The 17237-nt window shown below is 65.8% G+C and carries 13 protein-coding genes and 1 pseudogene; 9 read left to right on the top strand and 5 right to left on the bottom strand.

What is annotated here, in order from left to right:
* Positions 1-62: 62 nt before the first annotated feature.
* Positions 63-1283: an MFS transporter gene (locus IG05_RS0104065; RefSeq protein WP_051789477.1), complete on the bottom strand. Its 1221-nt coding sequence runs from the start codon at positions 1281-1283 to the stop codon at positions 63-65.
* A gap of 228 nt (positions 1284-1511) precedes the next feature.
* Here IG05_RS0104065 and IG05_RS0104070 point away from each other — a divergent pair, with 228 nt between their 5' ends.
* From IG05_RS0104070 to IG05_RS0104080, 3 genes are all read left to right on the top strand, one after another.
* On the top strand, positions 1512-1880 hold the full coding sequence (locus IG05_RS0104070) for an ArsR/SmtB family transcription factor (protein WP_051789495.1): 369 nt from the start codon (positions 1512-1514) through the stop codon (positions 1878-1880).
* A gap of 145 nt (positions 1881-2025) precedes the next feature.
* Entirely contained in the window at positions 2026-2484 is a 459-nt protein-coding gene (locus tag IG05_RS0104075) for a hypothetical protein (RefSeq protein WP_030339180.1), read from the top strand.
* A gap of 167 nt (positions 2485-2651) precedes the next feature.
* Complete coding sequence (locus IG05_RS0104080; protein WP_030339182.1) at positions 2652-3143, top strand: SPW repeat protein; 492 nt, start codon at positions 2652-2654, stop codon at positions 3141-3143.
* A 116-nt stretch (positions 3144-3259) separates the two neighbouring features.
* On the opposite strand, the gene IG05_RS0104085 is transcribed toward IG05_RS0104080, so the two are convergent.
* The 3 genes from IG05_RS0104085 to IG05_RS0104095 form a co-directional block, all read right to left on the bottom strand.
* Positions 3260-3688, bottom strand: coding sequence for a hypothetical protein (locus tag IG05_RS0104085; RefSeq protein WP_030339184.1), 429 nt, complete (start codon positions 3686-3688; stop codon positions 3260-3262).
* A gap of 619 nt (positions 3689-4307) precedes the next feature.
* Complete coding sequence (locus tag IG05_RS47645; RefSeq protein WP_158838764.1) at positions 4308-5609, bottom strand: GNAT family N-acetyltransferase; 1302 nt, start codon at positions 5607-5609, stop codon at positions 4308-4310.
* A gap of 149 nt (positions 5610-5758) precedes the next feature.
* Complete coding sequence (locus tag IG05_RS0104095) at positions 5759-7561, bottom strand: hypothetical protein (protein WP_158838766.1); 1803 nt, start codon at positions 7559-7561, stop codon at positions 5759-5761.
* A 288-nt stretch (positions 7562-7849) separates the two neighbouring features.
* Here IG05_RS0104095 and IG05_RS41860 point away from each other — a divergent pair.
* From IG05_RS41860 to IG05_RS44590, 4 genes and pseudogenes are all read left to right on the top strand, one after another.
* Positions 7850-9159 (top strand): annotated as a pseudogene (locus IG05_RS41860) (replication initiator).
* The gene (locus IG05_RS0104105; protein ID WP_030339191.1) at positions 9135-9329 is read left to right on the top strand and encodes a helix-turn-helix transcriptional regulator; all 195 of its coding nucleotides are present in this window, start codon (positions 9135-9137) and stop codon (positions 9327-9329) included. Before IG05_RS41860 ends, IG05_RS0104105 begins: the two are co-directional and overlap by 25 nt.
* Positions 9326-10432, top strand: a complete 1107-nt coding sequence (locus IG05_RS0104110; RefSeq protein WP_030339193.1) for a tyrosine-type recombinase/integrase — start codon at positions 9326-9328, stop codon at positions 10430-10432. Before IG05_RS0104105 ends, IG05_RS0104110 begins: the two co-directional genes overlap by 4 nt.
* A 346-nt stretch (positions 10433-10778) precedes the next feature.
* Positions 10779-11294: a DUF3761 domain-containing protein gene (locus IG05_RS44590; protein ID WP_078893884.1), complete on the top strand. Its 516-nt coding sequence runs from the start codon at positions 10779-10781 to the stop codon at positions 11292-11294.
* Between the two features lie 179 nt (positions 11295-11473).
* Here the strand turns inward: IG05_RS44590 and IG05_RS0104125 are convergent, their stop codons facing one another.
* Positions 11474-11944, bottom strand: coding sequence for a GNAT family N-acetyltransferase (locus IG05_RS0104125; protein ID WP_234335760.1), 471 nt, complete (start codon positions 11942-11944; stop codon positions 11474-11476).
* Between the two features lie 2346 nt (positions 11945-14290).
* On the opposite strand from IG05_RS0104125, the gene IG05_RS44600 reads away from it, so the two are divergent.
* Both IG05_RS44600 and IG05_RS0104135 read left to right on the top strand, forming a co-directional pair.
* A complete protein-coding gene (locus tag IG05_RS44600; protein ID WP_158838768.1) occupies positions 14291-16105 on the top strand; it encodes a DNA methyltransferase in 1815 nt (604 codons plus the stop codon).
* Positions 16106-16568: 463 nt separating this feature from the next.
* A complete protein-coding gene (locus tag IG05_RS0104135) occupies positions 16569-17144 on the top strand; it encodes a hypothetical protein (RefSeq protein WP_158838770.1) in 576 nt (191 codons plus the stop codon).
* Positions 17145-17237 lie beyond the last annotated feature (93 nt).

The raw sequence follows: 17237 nt of genomic DNA on the forward strand, positions 1-17237 counted from the left end.
AGCGTCCGGAGGTGATCGCGGCCGCTCGGCGTGAGGGTGCGCGCGTCCGGGGGTGAGCGCGGTTAGCCGAGGGGCTCCACGCGCCGCCGCCCCCACAGCACCAAGGCGCCCCCGCCAACGGCCAGAGCGGCCAGCGCCGTACCGAAGACCGTCGCCCCCGCCGTCAGCCCCACCGCGTCGCTCAAGTACCCCGCGCTGACCGGAAGGACCCCGGCCGGCAGGTAACCGCCCACGTTCAGCGCCGCGTTGGCCTCGGCGAGCCGCGCCCCCGGCACGGTGGAGTTCAGCAGCGACAGCCCGCCCAACTGCCCCATCCCCTGCCCGGCCCCGGCCAGCAGCGCGGCGCCGCCCAGAGCCGCCACCGACCCGCTGTGCACGGCGGCGACCAGCGCGAGCATCCCGAGCGCGGTGGCGCCGGCCCCGGCGACCAGGACGGTACGGCGCCGCAGCCGCCGTACCGCGAACTGCACCCCCGTGGCACTGAGGAACATCGCGAAGGCCAACGCCCCGGACACGACCCGGCTGCCCGTGCCCAGCAGCCCCGACAGCAGCGAGGGCCCCAGCGACAGCACGAACGACGTGGCGGTGATGCCGGGCGCGAACACGGCGATCCCCAGCGCCAGCTGCCATCCGGCCCCCCGCGGCACCCCCGGCACCCGCATCCACGGACCGCCACCGGCCCGGTCCGGACGCCGTACCGGCATCCGCAGCACCACCACGACGGCCGACCCGAGCAGCACCGCCTCCACGGCGAACACCGTGACCGTGGGCGCGGGCAGCGTCTCGGACAGCACGCCCGCGAGCAACGGTCCCACCCCCGCGCCGAACACCATCGCGCAGGAGGCGACCAGCGCCGCGAGCCGGCGCCGGGCGGGCCCGGCCACATCCGTCACCGCGGCCATCCCCGCCGAGACCACGGCCCCGACCGCGACACCGGTGCACAGCCGGGCCACGATCAGCGCGGCCACGCTCCCGGCGGTCGCGAAGACCAGGCACGCCACGAGGGCGAGCCCCAGCGCGGGCAGCAGTACGGGTCTGCGGCCGAGCCGGTCGGAGACGACGCCCGACACCAGCAGGGAACCGAGCAGTCCGGCGATGTAGCAGGCGAAGACCACGGTCAACGTGCCCTTGCTGAACCCCATCTCGCGCTGCCACAGCACATACAGCGGGGTGGCCGCGTTGGACAGCACGAACACCGCGGTCACGGGCCAGGCGGCTAACCAGACCCAGCGGACACCGGGCGTCGTCTCCGTCAGTACGTCTTTCCTCGTACAAGTACGCATGGAGTCGAACTTAGCACGTAGTACGATCGGACTCGTACAGAAAGCCGGGCGGAGGGCCGGAGACAACCCAGCGACAGGGAGCCGCAGTTGACCGTGCAGAGAAGCGAGAAGTCGCCGCGAACGAGGGACGCGCAGCGAACGGCGGATGCGCAGCGAACCGCGGCTGCCCTGCGATCGGCGGATGCGTCGCGATCGGCGGATGCGTCGCGAACGGCGAAGACCAAGGCGCTGCCGGAGCCCCCCGGCCTGCCCGACCCACTGCCCGAGCCGGCCGTCGCCGACCTCCGGCTGGAGACCGTGCTGGGCGCGCTCAGCGACCCGCTGCGCCTGCGGATCGTCCGCAAGCTGCTACTGGAGTCGGAGGAGTTCGACCACACCTGCGGCTGGTTCGGCCTGGACCGCCCCAAGTCCTCGCTCACCCACCACTTCCGGGCCCTGCGCGAGGCCGGCGTCACCCGGCAGCGCCAGTACGGCCTGGAGCGCCGCAGCCACGTCCGGGTGGCCGACCTGAACGCCCGCTTCCCCGGCCTGCTGGACCTCGTCGCCGCGTGGACCCCGGAGGGCACGCCGGACCTGCCGGAGAAGGGTTCGAGCTAGGATCGCGCTCCTGCACGCACCAAGATCACGGGGGGCCCTGGTGACGACGAGCCGACGCGTTCGCGCATCCGCGTACGCTGCCGCGACGGCGGCACTGCTGCTGACGGCGACCAGCGGATGTTCCTCGGAGAAGGAACTGCCGAACATGACCGGCTCCCAGCTCCAGGCGGCCCAGGACCGTGCCCAGAGCGCCGGCTTCACCAACCTGGACTCCGAGGACGCCACCGGCCGGGGCCGGGCCCAGGTCTGGGACCGCAACTGGCGCGTCTGCTCCCAGGACCCCGAGCCCGGCGCCGCCGACCCGGACACCCTCGTCGTCTTCCAGGTCGTCAAGCAGGGCGAGTCCTGCCCCGCCTCGACGGACGGCTACCTCGCCATGCCGGGCGACGAGATGCCCGGCTACAGCGGGCGCAGCCTCATGGACGCGATGGACCAGATGGCCGCACTGACCGGCGAGGTCAAGGCGGTCGACGCCACGGGCGCGGGACGCGGCACGGACAACGAGAACGACTGGCGGGTCTGCGCCACGGTCCCCGCAGCCGGCGAGACGATCGACGAGGACGTGCTCTTCGAGGCCGTCCACAACGACGAGAAGTGCCCCTGACCTGCCGACTCGAAGCACCGGTCACGCCCCGTACCCGTACCCGCGACAGACGGTCGCCGACCCCTCTCTCTCCCCCGCCGGCACATGTATTCCGAAGCGGTTATCGCGCGCTCCCTGGGTACCCGCCGGGCAAAAGGTACGAAAGCCACACTTCGGAGGTAAGTGACATGGCGACCTCTCCTCGGTCCGACATGGCGACCCACCCCGACATCATCGCCATGCGCGAACGCCACGAGATGGCCGAGCGCACCACGAGCACCCCGAGGGCGCAAGCCATCGAGAGCATGGCCCTGCTGACCGGGCTCTACCTCGCGGCTTCACCCTGGATCGCGGGCTTCAACGGCTTCTCCACCCTGGCGGTCAACAACCTGATCACCGGCATCGCCTACGCACTCCTCATGAGCGGCGGCTTCGGCCGGGCCTACGACCGCGTGCACAGCATGGCGTGGGCCGCCTGCGCGCTGAGCGTGTGGACGATCATCTCGCCCTGGGCCGTGGCCGGCAACGTCTCCACCACGAGGACCATCGTCAACAACGTCATCGTCGGCGCCATAGGCCTGCTGCTGGCCCTGGCAGCCGCCGCCATCGGCCGCCCGGCAGCCCGCGACCAGGGAGCCGCCGGCCGCATGTCCGGACCGTACGCCGGCGGCCGGCCCTGAACCGGGCGCGGGGGCGCGCCGGGGAACCGCGAAGACCCCGGCCCAGCGTTTCCGCTGGTGCCGGGGTCTTCACATATGTACGCCGGGCTCTGCCCACCGCAGGCCTGCAGGGCCCCTCAGATCCGCCCTCCGGTCAGACGGGTGAGGGGCCCGAGCGTCCGACGCCCCGCCCGGCGACCCGCCAGGTAGGAAGTGGCACTCAACGCCGACAGGCCCGCACCCACACCGGCGGCGAGCACCTTCCGGTGGGCGATCACCGTCCCCGCCGTCTTGGCGAACGCCACGACCTGCCCGGAGGCGGCGACGACGGCCTTGCGCCCGGCCTGGACACCGTCGGCCGCGCGCTGCGCGACAGCGGCACCCTTCTCGGTCACCCGCTCGCCACCCTCCACGGCCGCCGACGTCACGTCACCGGCCTTGCCGGCCGCCTTGTCCGCCGCCCGCGACGCGGGACCAGTGGCCTTCGCCGCAGCCCCACGGGCCTTGGTGGACGCGTCGCGCTTGGCTCCAGAACTCTGATTCGTCGCACTGTTCGACTGACTCATACACTCCGCGTTGCCGCTCGCACCGAAGACAAACGCCCTCTGCAGGGCCGGCACACACGCGCCCCCCGCCAAGAGCCGTTTGCCCAGACCGACTTGAGCGGGTAGACGGCGCCACCTGGTGTCCCGGCAGGGGCAACTGCCGACGTAGATCCAGAGGCGAGCCACCGGCAAGACCGAAGAGGTGCTGTCGCACACGGGCAGGAATCTACCCCTTCGCCGCCTTCACAAGTCGGGCGACGGATTGTTCGGCCTCGCACGCCAGCTCGCCGCAGAATCCTTCGCAGGTGGCGTAGTGACCACGCTCGACCGATTGTCTCCCCGCGGAGGCGTACGGCTCTTGGACCGCGGTTGTCTGGAGCCTCGGACAGCCTCGCATTGACGCGCTGTGCTTCCCGACAACGGCCTCAGCGGCGTCCCATACGTTCCCGGCACGTGACGGTGCATAACAACGAAAGGGAGCGGGAGGCAGTGAGACCGCCTCCCGCTCCTCGTGTCGACGTCCGCCCTGGTCAGCGCGTTGTTCCTGCTGTTCCTCGGCGAGTGTCCCGGCAGGACTGGAACCCGCGTACACGGCTCCGCAGAGATAGTGGAACTATGTCACGAGAGTGCCGTGGGGCATCTAGCTGACCCAGATACCCTCGGGCGACAGTCGGCGCGCGAGCTGGCGGCCGGCGTCGCTGATCGGGGTCGACCAGGACACGTCGCCGATCTGACACCCGAAGTCGTCGGCAAGTGCTTGCACGAGTTTCGCACCGAGGCCCTGGCGTCGGTAGGAGCCTGCAATCCAGATCAGGTCGATCCGCGGTCGAAGAGTGCCATCGTGAGCGCCAGAACTCGACTCGGAGAGTAGATCCCATCGGCTGTGCTCGCTGGTGTCCGTGGCGACTAGGTAGCCGATGACGTACTCGTTTGCCTTCAGTAGAAACGCTCGATCGTTGCCGGGTACTTCTTCGGGTGCGTCGAGATAATCCCAGGAGTTGAAGTCGTAATGGTTCTCTCTCATGGGCATCCGTCCCGCCTTGGCCGCGAGTTTCCGCCAGGAGATGGGCGAGTCAGGCCGTACCACGGCGAGGTTGCCAGGCCACATCAGGTTCTTGGGTACCCGGATGCCAAATGCCCATGCTGCATGGTGCGAGGTGTGGGCTCTACTGTCGTCCCATTGATCCCTCAGGGACATTCCGCAGGGGCAGTCGCCACTGGTTTTCATGTCAATTTCATCGAAACGGACTGGCTTTGCGCCATGGCTCAGGTTCTGTTCTCTTCCACCTACCCAGGGGCGGAGAGCCGCATCGTCCGATTCGACGTACCCGGACCAGTGATCCACCCATCCGGGGTACTGCTCGGGATGCATTTCCCGAATCGTTTTCTGGATGGCGGATACTGTCGGTCGAACCCACACGCTCCCGGCGGTCGCTCGACCGTTCAGGCGTAGTCCCCACTGGTTGGCCTTGCCTCGCAAGAAGTTGAGGAACGCGTGTGGTGGTGACTGGAAGTCGACACCTCGAACCAGTTCACGTTCACCGGGGGAGAGCCACTGTTCAATGGGCAGGTCAAGGCGATCGGCAAGCGCATGGAGTTGACTGTAATCATCTTCAATCTCCGCGCAACGCAACGCTTCTACCGTGGCTTCCACCTGTGAGAACTGCACAGGAATGGTGATCCAGCGGACGCCTTCACCCCACGAGAAGTCGCCAGAGTAGCCGTCGTACCAGATCCGGTCTGTGGACGCGAGACGCACCCTGTCGACAGCTTCCTTGTATACGGTGGGTAGTTCGGGCTCTTGCCCACGTGTGGACGTGGCATCGACATAGTCGTCGCCGTCGAGTTCGACACTTGCGTACCAGCGGTAGGCCCGGACAGTGATCTTCCGGGATTTGGAGGGACGGGCGTCGGGATCCAGGTAGATCGTTCGCTCGGTCATGCGCAGAGCTCCGTAACTTCGGGGCGGGCCGTTCACACGCCCGCCCTAGCCGTCCGTCGACAACGCTCCATCGCCCCAGCGGCCTGACCGGCTTCCACAGTCCCGAGGGCCTCGCCGGGCCGGATCGGCGTCGGTGCCTGGGTGGGGGATCAGAGCGCGTTCATGGTGTATCCCCACCAAGGGGCGCGCGCACCATCCGAGGTGACCCGGCCACTGTCAGGGCTGACCCATTCACGCTTGGCGGTGGAGAGGTTGTAGAGCGCCCGCTGGTAGTCGTCCCAGGTGCCTTCCCACCCGCCTGCAGGTGTGTCGTTGTAGCTCGACGCTGCCGTCCAGATGTGGTTGTTGTCGTACCACGTCGGCACGGGGCCGTTGACCCCGATCGCGCCGTAGTCGCGTACGTTGCTGAACCCGTCGGCGTCGGTGATGACGGTGTGCAAGGAATTGTCGGGCTGCGGGGCGTAGTGGGCGATACGGGTACCGTCCGGGGAGGCTGACAGCACTGCCGCGTCCGCTACGCGGCTGGGGTCCACCGGGTTCCCCGGTGTACCGACATAGTCTGCGATGGCGCTGTTGGGGGTCAGGGCACCGCTGTCCAGGTGGTAGATCCACTGCCCGTTCGGTGCCTCATTGCTTGTGTTGCCTCCGTAGACCGCTACTTCATCACCCGCAGGGTCCGGGACTGGCAGGTTCTCCGGCTCCATGCCCCACCCGTTGAGGGTGTTCGCGCTGTCCGGGAGAGTCGGGTAGGTCGCCGCTGCGGTGTCCGGGTTGTAGAAGACGCGACCCACGCCGCCGTAAGCGCCGATGACACGGGCGGTCACCAGGTGGCTGACCGACCCGGCGTTCACGGGCGTCGGCAGGAAGACGATGTCGACGAAGGCGTCTCCATCCTGCTGGCCGGTGAGGGCCTTCGCCGGCGCTGTGCCCGTCAGGTTCTGCACGTGGATGGTCTGGGTGTTGCTGCCCTGGTAGGGACTGGCGAACGGCACGGTTCCCCAGGCCGCCCAGGTAGCGTCGTCGTTGAGCGCAACCTCGGTGACGCTGCTGGTGGACGGAACTGTGGCCAGCGTGCGCACTGCCTGCCCGGGGCGTTTGGCTTTGACCTGCCACGAGTAGTCCTGCCTCTGTTCGCTCCACAGCGTGGTGCCGTCGGGGCCTGCGGCGTGGGCCTTGATGGTCGTGCCATAGCCGGAGGCGGTGTACAGGGTGCGGGTCGCTCCTCCGGAGGGGGAGTACGCCACGATGCGAGCCGCGTTGGCGGTGTCGACGCCGAATACATACGGGGCGGTGAACGGCCCGGTGACGGTCTGCTTGACCGTCGCGCTGGTGGCTGCGCGCGCGTAGCCCGCGGCGGGAGCCACGACTCGGTAGGAGGTCGTGCCGCGGGATGAGGTGTCCAGGGAGAAGGCGTGCTTCCCGCCGGACGAGGTGGTGGCATTCACGAGGGTCTTCCAGGCACCGCCGGAGTAGCGTTGCAGGGTGACCGGCCTGACCGCAGCAGGAGAGAGGGTGACGGTCAGGGTGGCCGGCGCCGCCAGCTCGACTGTCGGCGCACTGAGACGCGCGGTAGCCGTGGTCTTCGCATATGCGGTCCACGAGACGGGGCGGGAGGTTGCCGAGGCGTACTTCGAGGTCTTCAGCGCGAACAGGCGAGCGGAGTGACGTCCGGCGATGGTGTTCTTCTGGCTGAAGTAGGCATCGCCGTGGGAGTTGGTCTTCCCGGAAGCGACCTTCACCCAGTGCCCGGAGACGAGCTCCTGCCACTCGTAGGCACGGCCGATCGACGGGTAGATGTGTCCGCGCAGGTTCACCGTTCCCCCGACCGACGTGGACAGTGACGAGGACGTGATGGTGGCAGTGGACTTGGTGGCCGCCTCTGCTGGCGCGGTCACTACGACGGTTGCTGCTACCGCCACCACGGCAGTAGCTGCAAGGCGGCGTATGGGCACGGAGTCTCCTGGTTGATAGAGCGATGACAGAGCCACTCTCTACGGCGTTGGCCAACGTACTGGCATATGCCAAACGAGTTGACGTCGCCCCTCGGATTTCTGAAGTGGTCCGCGCGCACGGTCACCGCGAGCGGTCAGCGGCAACAGGCCGTCCAGTGCGCGTGCACTCTTCCGAGCCGGGGCGGGGCCGAGTGCCGAGGCCCCGCTGAGTCGCTACGCCACGTGGGTCGACGGTCGAGAGGAGGCCGCCGACCGGAAGACCGGAGGCCGCCGCTGGCAGAACTCTCCATGCTGGCCTCGCTGGGCACCATGCCCGAGCTGGCTTGCCAACTCTCCGGCCTGGGCGGCTGCACCAACCCCATCCGCCTCGACGGCCACCGCACCGAATACGACGTCACCCCGACCACTGGCGAGATCGGCCGAGTCCTGCACCACCTCGGCTCCGGCTCGCTCCCCGCCGGCCAGCTCCCAACAACCGCCGCGCCACCCGCTGTGCCGCCTGCGCCGAGACCTACCGCCGCGACACCTTCCACCTGATCACCGCCGGTCTGCGGGGTGGCAAGGGCACATCGGAACAGGTCGGCACACACCCCCGTGTCTTCGCCACCTTCACCGCCCCCGGCTTCGGCCCGGTCCACAACCGCCCCTCCGCCGGACGCGACTGCCGCTGCGGCCTCCGGCACGACGAAACGGATCCCGCCCTGGGCTCGCCCCTCGACCCGGAGACCTACGCCTACGAAGCGGCCGTGCTCTGGAACGCGCACGCTGGAGCGCTGTGGCGGCGCTTTTCGATTCACCTCCGCCGCGAGGTCGCCAAGCGTTCCGGTCTCACCCAACGCGCCTTCCGCGATCACGCCCGGATCTCGTTCGCCAAGGTCGCCGAGTACCAGAAGCGCGGGGCCGTCCACTTCCACGCCGTCATCCGCCTCGACGGCCCCCAAGGCGGCGACACGCCTCCACCGGCCTGGGCCACCACCGAACTGCTGACGGACGCCATCGGTGCGGCTGCCACTGCCGCACGCGTCGACGGACCGGAGATCGACGGCCGGGCGCACGCGTTCGTCTTCGGCCGCCAGCTCGACGTCCGCCCGATCCGCTCCGCCGACTTCAACGACGGCCAGGAGCTGACCGAACGAGCCGTCGCGGCGTACATCGCCAAGTACGCCACCAAAGGCGCCGAAACCGCGACCGGCACCCTCGACCGGCCGATCCGGTGCCCCGCCGAACTGGCCCAAGTCCGGATCACCGAACACGCCCGACGCCTGATCCGTACCGCCTGGACATTAGGCGCCCGCCCCGAACTGGCAAACCTCCGCCTCCGTGCATGGGCGCACATGCACGGCTTCCGCGGCCACTTCTCCACCAAGTCCCGCCGCTACTCCACCACTCTCGGCGCCCTGCGGGACGCCCGCGCCGAATGGTGCCGCGCCCAGACGGCTTCGGCCGTCCCGCAGGACGGCGAAACCACGCTCGTCCTCGCCCACTGGGTCTTCGCCGGTACCGGCCTCTCCCGCGCCGAAGCCTGGCTCACCGCATCCCTCGAACCCGCCCCTCGAACGGAAGGAGAGCCGACATGGACGCCCGCCGCGACGAGCTGATGACCGTTCGCCAAGTCTTGGACGAACTGGGCGGCGTTTCTCGCCGGACGTTCTACCGCTGGCGCGAGCTGGGACAGGGGCCGGCCGCATTCAAGCTCCCCAACGGTGAGCTTCGGGCCTGGCGCAGTGATTTCACCTCGTGGCTACGACAGTTGGAGGAGGCCGCGTGAAGTCTCTCGACGTCAAGGTCTGGGGCGTACGCAAGCGGGACACCAAGACTCCCTCGTACGGCGTCCGCTGGTCCGTCGCGGGCAACGTCTTCTCTGACTCGTTCCGCACCAAGGCACTCGCCGATCACTACCGCGCGAAGCTCATGAGTGCCATGCGGGGCGGCGAAGAGTTCGACACGGAGACTGGTCTTCCGGCTTCGATGGAAGAGAAAAAGTCGCCATTGTCCTGGTACGACTTCGCCCTCAGGTATCTCGCAATGAAGTGGCCGCACGCTGCACCCAATACGCGAGACGGTATCAACGAATCTCTGACCAGCGTGACCATGGAACTGCTAGCGGAGCGCGCTAGACGACCGTCCGACGAGGAGATCCGCAAGGCCTTACGTAACTGGGCCTTCGTGCTGCCAGGTCCCGACGACCGGGAAGTCCCGGACGATGTCCGGAACGTCCTGCACTGGGTAGCGAAGGCTTCCCGGCCGCTCGCGGACGGATACCGGCGTGCGCGCGGCCGGCGTCTCGTCGGGCTGTTCGCGGCGATGTACTTCGGTGGCCTCCGGCCCGCTGAGGCGGTCGGCCTGGTAGAGACTGACCTTCTCCTCCCTGAGCAGGGCTGGGGATCGGCACTGCTTCACCGGCCCCGTCCCTCCGTCAGCAAGCAGTGGACGGACTCGGGGGAGACCCACGACGACCGCGGGCTCAAGAATCGACCGGCTGAGGACGTTCGGCGCGTGCCCATCCCGCCCCAGCTTGTTGCCGTGCTGCGGGAGCACTTGGCCACGTTCGGCACGGCGGAGGACGGGCGGCTCTTCTCCAGTGAGAAGGGTTCGGTCGTCCCGTCGTCGACCTACTACCGCGTGTGGCAGGAGGCTCGGCTCCTGGCGCTTCCGCCGGCTGTCGCGGCCTCGCCGCTTGCGAGCAGGCCGTACGACCTTCGGCACTCGGCGCTGTCGACGTGGCTCAATGCGGGAGTGGATCCCACCGAGGTTGCCGAGCGCGCCGACAACAGCGTTGAGGTCCTGCTGACCCGGTACGCGAAGTGCCTCGATGGTCGGCAGGACGTCGCCAACCGGCGCATCGAGGACCTGCTCCGCGAGTACGAGTGACGTTCACTTGACCGCGCGCGAGGCCCCTGACGTCCTTGTCAAGGGGCCTCGTTGGTTGGCGATGAGGCTGCTCTTGCGCCGTGTATGACGCTAGGACTCGCTCGATGCCCGGATCCCTCGGTGGATGAACGCTCTCCTGCGACCGTCACCTCTCCTGGCGCGGATGTCGTCAGGCCCCAGTTGATCGAGTGGCTGGATGGCGGCTTGAGCGTGCCGGGATGGTGGCCTGTCGGAGCAGTTGGGAGTCGCGAGGTCACAACTGGGTGACTGTCTTCACCGATTCCTTACATCGGACCCACCGGCGTAGGTAGTTTCACCCCTCACGTACTCAACCCCGGGGGGTCCTGTGAGCTACTACCAGCCTCAACCGCCGCCGTTCCAGCCTCCACCCGGACCGCCGGCCGCCCGTCCCGCACCCAAGTGGGCGCGTAAGCGATTCGTACTGCCCGCACTGGGCCTCGCGTTCATCATCGGCGTGGGCAGCGCCGGCGCCGACGACCAGAACCCGAACGCGACGAAGGCGGTGGCTGACCACAAGGCGCAGCCGACGACCACGGCCACGGTCACCGCGACAGCCACGGCAACGGAGACCGCGAAGCCCAAGCCCGCGCCGACAGTGACGAAGACGGTCAAGGTCAAGGTGAAGGTGACCGTCACCGCGCACGCCGCCGCGGGGTCGGGAACGGGCGGCAGTTCGACGTCTGGCGGATCCTCGTCCAGCGGCGGGTCCAGCTCGTCAGGTGGCTCCAGCTCTGCGGGCGGCGGTGCGACGGCTCTGTGCAACGACGGCACGTACTCGTACGCCGCTCACCACCAGGGGGCCTGCTCGCATCACGGTGGCGTGGCTGTCTTCTACCGGTAGTCAACACCTCGAGACAATGCTCCAACTGGTGGTGTGAGCCCGAAACCACCCACCCCATAGGCGGGGTAACGGTGACTTGGGGCGGACGTGCAGCTGGCGGGCATCGACTTCCAGGTGGCCACCAGCCTCTCGTCGTGTGACCACCTCGGGTCGAAACTGTCCGTGATTCCGTAAACAGCTCACCGAGCGGGGAAGGTGAGTCGCAGAACGATCTCGCCGTCGTCGATCTCTCCGGTGGGCTCGAACCCGAACTTCTGGTAGAAGGGCCACGGCTCGCCGTCGCCGGGCTCGTAGCTGGTCAGCAGCTCGGTGGCGCCGTCCGCGCGAACCAGGGTGGCGACCTGCGTGAGCGCCTCTCGGCCGATCCCTCGCCCTTGGTACCGCTTGTCGACGAGGAGGCGCCAGAGGAAGTGTCGCCCTTTGTAAGGACCGGCCGGCGGTTTCCACGACAGCATCACGAAGCCGACTGGCTCATCGCCGCGGTACACGGCGCGGTACCAGGGATTGGCCTCCGGTTTCTTCGCCGCCTCCTTGAGGGAGTAGGACACGGAGGCGACGAATTGCTTCTGGTCACGTCGGACGCGGAGGGCACGGACGGCATCGCGGTTGTCGTCGGTGATCTCCCGTAGGTGCACGCTCGGGGATCTCATGCCACACCCCTTCCGCATCCGACAGCTGCGCCGTCCCGGTCAACGTGAAGAGCCGATACCGGGCGGCATTCCCGCGCATCCGCGTCGTCGAGGCCGCCAGGTCGGACGTCTTCGCAGCGTATTCGACTCAGGCGATCTGGAGCGGGACTGGCACGCCGGGCCGTGACCGCGCCCAGAGGCAGCTCCTAGGAGAGCAACCTGGCCTGACCCGACGATGCGCATGTGCAGGCCCTTTCGTCAGTTAGATGGGCTGACCTGGGTAATCGCTCGGCCGCGACCGGCTCCCCGTCGACCCGCGGACGAGCCGGATACCGCAGTCGAAGGTGATCGCGGGAGGTTTCCTTCGAAACTTATCGAAAAGCTATTGACTTATGGCGCCTGGTGCTCATTGTGATTAGTAGGCCATAACACCGAAAGAGTTGCTAAGTCGATCAGGACGTCTAGTCGGCGTAGTGACCTGGACAGGATGTGGTCCAGGCCCCCGGCAAGCCGGCGCGATACCGAGGCGACAGTGACGACTGAAGTTTCAGGACACGAGCAGTACTACCGGGGACTGTTTTTTTGCCCTCAGGGCGCGGCCACTGCACTGTGCTCTACCGCGACGGTCAGCCGACCGAGATCGGCTACTGCGGTGCACCGCCGATGAACCGACCCTCAGGCCCCTGGACTTGTCCGGGGGCCTTGCCGTCTGCCGGAGCTGACCTGGGCAGACGCCTCAAGATCCCGTCCACGCCTCGTCCACAGACCCCGGCATACGCCCGCTCCGGGCCGCACATGCCTGCACATACGCGAAGACCCCGGCCTCAGCGTTTCCGCTGGTGACGGGGTCTTTGGGTACCTCATGCTGGGTGCCCCCGGCAGGATTCGAACCTGCGCACACGGCTCCGGAGGCCCCTTGATCGTGAGGCAACGCTGCTGGTCAGAGCGCTGCAGACGCCTGATCAGTTAGGGCCAGTCCACAGGTGGTCCGCGACATGCCCGACTTAGCAACTGCAGCTGCCGTTGTGCTTTGCGACTCTGCAACAAGCCTTACGACCCAGGTGTCGTCGGCTTCTTCGAGCTGAGGTTCCCCTTGCAGTGATCGACACCGGTACCACCGACTAGGGTGGGGCTGTGGCAGCAACACACCTTTTGATCATCGGCGACCGTGATGCCCTGAAGTGGGTTGTCACCGCACAGCGGATGGCCTTCTCCGCCCGACGGTCCAGGATGGCGGCGTCCCTCTCGCCGGGGGATCGCGTCCTGATCTACACAACCCGAGGCTGCTACCGAAGCCCTGGGCGAGATGAAGGCAGGGTCATGGCGAGTGCAGAGGTGGGCAGCCGGGTTCGGAGTTTGGTCGTACCTGTACGGTTCGGCGAGCGTCGATTCACTGAGGGCTGCAAGTTGCGCATCGAAACGCTGGCGCCGTACCGACAAGGCCTGGTGTTGCGCGATCTTGTGTCACAGCTTGCGATATTCTCCGACCTCGCTTCATGGGGTGTCCGCCTTCGACGTCCCATTTTGACACTTCCCCCTAACGACGCAGACCTCATCGATCGGAAGCTTGCCCCTCTAGTGCTGTCTTACCAGGATGCCTTGGATGGATACCGTGATGCGTGACCGCCGTGTCGTGACTAATTGATTGAGTCGATGCGGGCGGTGTGGTCAATTTGCCGCAGCAGGTGGCAATGATCAATTTACTTAGTCAGTCATATACATCCTTGCGCCGCCCAGTTCTCGAAAGATCAAGATGATGGCTTGGAGAACGCTTCGTGATTTGCATGCCGAGTCCCCGTGTAAGGACTACGGTGAAGTGTTGGACATTTTGATGGGGGATTATTTAGTAACAGAGAACCTTGCGTGTTGGCGCACAGAAGTAGTAGCGGTGGCCGAAATAGATCGCTACCAACTCATCGACGATCCAGATGACCAACGCGGATGGCAGAAAACCAACCTCTTGCGCTCCGCACTACGGCAGAAAGCAGCCTTACCGACGATTGTACTGGCACATTCAACGCCTGACGATCGAGGTTGTTGCGGCTTGCTTGACGGCCGGCATCGTTTCAACGCCGCTCACCTGGAAAACGTGCCGCTGATCCGAGCCTGGGTGGCACACATCGGCTGCTGTGGAGGTCCGGCAGCATGTCACTCTGTGCAGGGCTGATGCGCCGATCTGGGCCACGGATGAGCTGCTGAGGGCAGATGCTGCGGGGGCGCGTTCCCAACTGGCTGCCCTGAGACCAAGGCGAGGAGCCGCGACGGTAGGCGCTCTCGCACTACGGAACGTGTACAGATCAATGACTGTTGGTTATCCTGTGGTTCGGGGTGGCCTACTCGGTCAGGGAACGCACTGTGGGAGGGTCTGTGACCGCTAAGAGCAAGCTTTTTTATGGCGATAACCTCGACGTTTTGCGTTCCGGGCAGATTCCCGCTGAGAGCGTCGACCTCGTATACCTCGATCCGCCGTTCAACAGTAACAAGGTCTATAACGTCGTATTCGACGGCATGGGAGACGCGCAGGCTCAAATTCAGGCTTTCGACGACACGTGGAAGTGGACGAATGAAACTGACGACACTTACAATTATTTGGTAAACGAAGGGGGCCTTCCGCCAGCGGTGGCGGATATGCTCGAATCACTGAGGAACATCGTACGCGAAACCAACCTTATGGCGTATTTGATCAACATGACGCCGCGATTGGTAGAGCTGCACAAGGTCCTCAAAAAGAGCGGTTCACTGTACATCCACTGTGATCCAACCGCTAGTCATTATCTCAAGGTTGTCCTTGACGCCATTTTCGGCGCGAGGAATTTCAGGAACGAGATCATCTGGCGGCGCACGGGTGCGCACGCTCCGCGGTCTAGTTTTGGTCCCCTGCATGACACTATCCTCTTCTACACGAAGAGTGACTCCTACTACTTCAACGTAATTCGACGCCCTTATACGAAGCAGCACGTAGAGAAGCGATATAAGCTGCAGGGCGACGGTCGTTGGAAGTTCACGAGTGGTGGAAACGTTCTCACGGGTGCCGGCATCAGGACGGGCGAGTCTGGAATGCCATGGCGTGGCTTCAATCCGACGTTGAAGAACCGTCATTGGGCTTTGCCGAAGTTTGTAGCTGATCAAATGCCTGAAGGATTCAAAGATCTCGGGCTGATCGAAAAAATGGAGGCAGCCTACCAGGCTGGCCTTATCGAAATCACGCCCGGTGCAGCTTGGCCGACTCCAGTTCGATACTTTCAGCCGGAAGATGGCAACCCGCTCGGCGACATTTGGGCTTACCAGCCGGGCACCGCTGGTTGCTTGGCTGGCACCGACGCAGCGATTGACGAAGACGTCGCATATTTGGGCCCCACCGACCCTGAACGGTTGGGCTATCCCACGCAAAAACCAGTCGGATTGCTGGAGCGAATCATTCGCTCCTCCTGCCCGGAAGGCGGAACGGTTCTCGACCCCTTCTGTGGATGCGGTACAACACTCGACGCAGCTGTGAAACTGGGGTACAACTGGATCGGCATTGATATCACATACTTGGCTGTAGACCTCATCCGCAATAGGCTGAGGAACACGCACGGTGACTCGATCGATGCAACATACGAAGTACTCGGGGTACCGGCGGACCTGGCGGGCGCGCATGCGCTCTTCGCGCAATCACCGTTCGACTTCGAGCGCTGGGCGGTTTCTCTTGTTCGTGGAACGCCGAACCAAAAACAGGTCGCTGACAAGGGCAGCGACGGTGTTGTTGTCTTTGCCACCGGCAAGAAAAGTCGGGCTAAGGCTGTCGTTTCGGTCAAGGGTGGAAAAGGGCTGAATCCTTCCATGGTTCGGGATCTGGAAGGAGTAGTAGCTAAAACCAAGAATGCTGAGGTTGGCATACTCCTAACGCTCCACAAGAGCACCAAGGGGATGAGGGATGCTGCTGCTACGGCCGGTAGTTACACGGACTGGGTAGGTAATAAATATCCAAAAGTCCAGATCATCTCGGTTGAAGAGCTGCTGTCTGGAGTGCGCCCAAAACTTCCGCCTATTGTTCCTCCGTACACCGAAGCGAAGAAGCGAGTGGACACAAGCGGTCAGCAGTCGTTGTTCGACAGTCCGGAGCAAATCTCCGAGAAGGAGGACGTGTCGGAGGACCAGGCCGTATCTGTACTTGCAGCAGATGATGGGGTAGAAGAGTAGTCTCAATGACTCAGTCAAGCCGACGGTGCGCCGCTCGTCATCTGTGACCGGCGCATCCTGGCTCAGGCAAATTTCGCCTGCTGGCCGCATCCTTACTAGGTCGATCACGGAAGCCCCGCCAGTCCGGCGCTGACGTTGTGACTGCCGAAGGCCGCTCCCGTACGGCCATGTCCGCCGCAATCGCTCTCAGCCGCTGATGTTAGACGCCAACGCCACGCCGGAAGTACGGTGGCCGTGATGGGGGAGGTAACCGCTCGCGAGTGCAGCGGTGCTGGCTGCCGACTCTGTTCGATTCCCTCGCGGTGGAGGTATCGGACGTAGGCGAGGCGCTGAACAGGGAGCGGGTCCAGGGATCGCGACATGACGGCTCCTAGTGATGAGGCCGCACCGGGATTCTGCTGCTGGTCATGCCGTCAGCGCAGCACAATTCCGCTCCAGGGCCATCCTGTTGCACACTGCCAGGGTGGTTGATCCAATCAGCGCGGCCAGTTCATCGGCAGCCAAGGCCCTGACCTCTGCTGTTGCGAAGCAGCTCACGTCCAAGGCCGGCGTGCGGCTGGGAAGCAGGGATGAGCGCCGGCAGGTCTACGCACGGTTTCAGGCTGCGGTAACTGAAGCGCACACGCTCATGGCGCGCTGGCACCTAGAATTGCATCTCTATACGACCTACTGGGGCAAAAGGCGCATCCCTCTGGTCTTCCGGCCCATCAAAGGCGAACAGGCAGCGGTTGAGTCTTTGCGTGACCTTCGCGCGCAGCAGAGCGAGATACTCCAGGCGTACCTGGAGCTGCGGCTTGTGGCCAATCCGGCGCCGCTCGAATCGGCTCATGCCGTTCTGGACCGGCTGACCGCGCTGTTCGATCTCGGGATGGGCGCCGCCGAAGACAAGGTGAATGCCGCGGTGCGCCTGGTCGTCGAGGCACAGCGCGAGTTCACGGACGTCTGCCGGGACGATCTGTGGTACCTGCCGGCCAGGTGGCAGATATATCGGCTGGCCTGGTGGTCTGCGCGCCGTTGGCGCAGGCGGCGCACCACGTAGCGTGCGGTCGCCCCGCCTAGGAGAGGCCCAGCGGACGCTGAAGTACAACTCGGACGCACGTGTCCCGGCCGCTGGCTGTCCCCATCTTCCGCT

The sequence above is a fragment of the Streptomyces sp. NRRL S-1022 genome, from assembly GCF_000720135.1.
In the GTDB taxonomy this organism is placed as follows: Bacteria; Actinomycetota; Actinomycetes; order Streptomycetales; family Streptomycetaceae; genus Streptomyces.

What these genes read in the sequence shown, in the direction of transcription:
- IG05_RS0104065 (WP_051789477.1), bottom strand. Translation starts at nt 1,283, where the DNA reads ATGCGTACTTGTACGAGGAAAGACGTACTGACGGAGACGACGCCCGGT.
- IG05_RS0104085 (WP_030339184.1), bottom strand. Translation starts at nt 3,688, where the DNA reads ATGAGTCAGTCGAACAGTGCGACGAATCAGAGTTCTGGAGCCAAGCGC.
- IG05_RS47645 (WP_158838764.1), bottom strand. Translation starts at nt 5,609, where the DNA reads ATGACCGAGCGAACGATCTACCTGGATCCCGACGCCCGTCCCTCCAAA.
- IG05_RS0104080 (WP_030339182.1), top strand. Translation starts at nt 2,652, where the DNA reads ATGGCGACCTCTCCTCGGTCCGACATGGCGACCCACCCCGACATCATC.
- IG05_RS0104075 (WP_030339180.1), top strand. Translation starts at nt 2,026, where the DNA reads ATGACCGGCTCCCAGCTCCAGGCGGCCCAGGACCGTGCCCAGAGCGCC.
- IG05_RS0104105 (WP_030339191.1), top strand. Translation starts at nt 9,135, where the DNA reads ATGGACGCCCGCCGCGACGAGCTGATGACCGTTCGCCAAGTCTTGGAC.
- IG05_RS0104125 (WP_234335760.1), bottom strand. Translation starts at nt 11,944, where the DNA reads ATGAGATCCCCGAGCGTGCACCTACGGGAGATCACCGACGACAACCGC.